Source organism: Marinobacter sp. UBA2498 (assembly GCF_002341575.1).
Taxonomy (GTDB): domain Bacteria; phylum Pseudomonadota; class Gammaproteobacteria; order Pseudomonadales; family Oleiphilaceae; genus Marinobacter; species Marinobacter manganoxydans.
The window spans coordinates 7,183-9,865 of record NZ_DDOI01000065.1 but is presented as its reverse complement, the minus strand read 5'-3'; the positions used below and the strand labels follow the sequence as shown (position 1 = coordinate 9,865).

Annotated in this window: 2 protein-coding genes; one reads left to right on the top strand and one right to left on the bottom strand. The window is 58.1% G+C overall.

Going from position 1 to position 2,683, the window contains the following annotated elements:
• Positions 1-211: 211 nt before the first annotated feature.
• Positions 212-1,273, top strand: a complete 1,062-nt coding sequence (gene nadA / locus B2W52_RS08925) for a quinolinate synthase NadA (protein WP_092029758.1) — start codon at positions 212-214, stop codon at positions 1,271-1,273.
• On the opposite strand, the gene B2W52_RS08920 is transcribed toward nadA, so the two are convergent.
• Positions 1,274-2,668: a M48 family metalloprotease gene (locus tag B2W52_RS08920; protein WP_286802631.1), complete on the bottom strand. Its 1,395-nt coding sequence runs from the start codon at positions 2,666-2,668 to the stop codon at positions 1,274-1,276.
• Positions 2,669-2,683: the final 15 nt, after the last annotated feature.

The following is a 2,683-nucleotide window of genomic DNA, read 5'->3' as shown; positions in this document are numbered from 1 at the left end:
GAATCCTTCACGACCCACCAAATAACAGAAGCCTGCGGGTTTTTGTGAAAAAAGAGCCTCCGGGCTCTTTTTTTTTGCGTATACGTTCCTACCTAGGTAAACAGGGAACAGGCAAAGCGATCACAAGTGTATGATCGCACTGTTTCAGAAACATTAAGCCTGGGGCATGAATGTTATAATGTCCGGGTTCACGCAATACAGAGATGCAGTAATGACTTACGCTGAAGATCGTATCCTTATTCAAGAGCACCTGGCGCATGCTGCCGAGCCGAAGCCGCTCAGCGCGGACGAAAAGTCCGACCTGGAGGCTCGTATAAAATCGGCTCTGAAGGAGCAGGATGCGGTGCTTGTGGCTCACTATTACACCGATCCCGATATCCAGCGGCTTGCCGAGGAAACCGGTGGCTGTGTTGCGGACTCCCTCGAGATGGCCCGTTTTGGCAACCAACATTCGGCCTCCACCATCGTGGTTGCCGGCGTGAGGTTCATGGGCGAAACCGCCAAGATCCTGAATCCTGAAAAGCGCGTTCTGATGCCAACGCTTGAGGCGACCTGTTCCCTGGATGTGGGCTGTCCTGCCGATGAGTTCGCCGAGTTTTGTGACCAGCACCCGGATCGCACGGTCGTGGTCTACGCCAATACGTCTGCGGCTGTGAAGGCGAGGGCGGACTGGGTGGTTACCTCAAGCTGTGCCCAGGCTATTGTTGAAGATCTGGATGCCCGCGGCGAAAAAATCCTCTGGGCGCCGGATAAGCACCTGGGGCACTACGTCCAGAAAACGACGGGTGCTGATATGCTGCTCTGGGACGGTTCCTGCATCGTTCATGAGGAATTCAAATCCCGCGGTCTGGAGGATCTGAAGGCCCTTTATCCGGACGCGGCGGTACTGGTCCACCCGGAATCGCCCGATGCCGTTGTTGAGATGGCGGATGTTGTGGGTTCAACCTCGCAGCTGATTCATGCTGTCCAGACCATGCCTAACGAAAAGTTCATCGTTGCCACTGACAACGGCATTTTTTACAAGATGCAGCAACTGGCTCCGAACAAAACGCTGATTGAAGCGCCCACCGCAGGCAATGGAGCTACCTGTCGTAGCTGCGCCCATTGCCCCTGGATGGCGATGAACGGCCTTCAGAATCTGCTACAGGTACTGGAGCGGGGCGATCAGGAAGTGTTCGTGGATCCGGAACTGAGAGAGAAAGCGCTGCAGCCTCTGCAGCGCATGTTGGATTTTACCGCCAACATGAATCTCAAGGCTGCTGGCAACGCCTGATCAGCTGTTGGCCCTGGCGTGCAGGCGGCTGGTGATTTCTGCCAGCCGCTCGGTCACAATCTGCCTCTGTGGCGCCCCGGCCGGCAACTTCTCCTGAGCCTGCCTTAGCTGACGCTCGGCAGACTCCAGATCGCCCATCAGAACATCGTACTCTGCCCGGGCACGATGCACGCCCACAATATTCCTTGCCATGCCCTCCGCCTCGGCCAGTTTCAGCCAGAGATGCTCCTGTCCCGGTAGCTGACGGGTCAGCTGTTTGAGATGCTCCGCCGCAGCGGCGCCATTACCATCGGCTATTTCCGTGAGGGCGAGGGTGTGGGTGATTGGATAGTTCCCCGGATTCCTCGCCAGTGCGTCTTTCAGAGTGGATCGAGCCTCGTCCACACGATCTTGTGCAAGCCTGACCTCTGCGAGGGTTACCTGGAAGGTGATTCGGCCCGGATTCGTGGCCAGCAGATCGTTCAGTATATCCACTGCCTTCTCGTATTGCCGGTCCTCGAGGTAGGCCACGGACAAGCCATACCGGATGGCATCGTTTCTCTGGGCATCCGGCCGATCGAGGTAGGCTTCAAAGGTTTCGACGGCTACGTCGGGGGAGGGCGCGTAATGCACTTGCAGCCGGCTGCGCATCAGATGGTATTCCTGGCCGTCCCGGATGTTTTCATCTGGATACTGTTCGGCACGATTCCGGGTGTCGGCCACGCGGCTCTGGGTTAACGGGTGCGTAGACAGATACTCTGGCAGTCGATTTCCCTGCATGCGGTTCTGGCGCATCATGATTTCAAACATTTCCGGCATGCCGCGAGGGTCCATCCCGGCGCTGGCCAGAATGTCCAGCCCGACCCGGTCCGCTTCCTGTTCATGGGAGCGGCTGTAGGCAAGCATGTTCTGGGCGGCCAGGGCCTGGGTCCCGGCAATGGCGGCAAAACCGATGTCAGACTGGGTGACCGCCGACAGAACAATGCCCGCAATCATACCGGCGAGTGTGAGCGGAGCGCTGGTTTCCTGCTGCTCCATGCGCCGTGCAAAATGCCGCTGGCTGAGGTGAGCAAGTTCGTGAGCGAGAACGGACGCAAATTGTTGCTCGGTCGCAGCATTGAGAAACAGACCGCCATTAACGCCTACAATGCCACCGGGCACCGCAAATGCGTTGATAGCAGGACTGTCGATCAATGCCAGGGTCAGGTCCCGGTTCTGGAGTGGGGCCGAGGGCGCCAGGCGATAGGTAATGGCGCTGAGGTAGTCATACACCAGGGGGTCGCTGATTCTCGGCGCGGATCGGCGGATAGATACCATTACCTGCTGGCCAATATCCGATTCCTGCTGGCCCGCGATCAGGCCTCCACCGGAACCGCCAATGCTCGGCAGCCTGCTCTCCTGAGCGTGGCCCGGCATTGAAAAAAGCAGCAG

What these genes read in the sequence shown, in the direction of transcription:
- nadA (WP_092029758.1), top strand. Translation starts at nt 212, where the DNA reads ATGACTTACGCTGAAGATCGTATCCTTATTCAAGAGCACCTGGCGCAT.
- B2W52_RS08920 (WP_286802631.1), bottom strand. Translation starts at nt 2,668, where the DNA reads ATGCCGGGCCACGCTCAGGAGAGCAGGCTGCCGAGCATTGGCGGTTCC.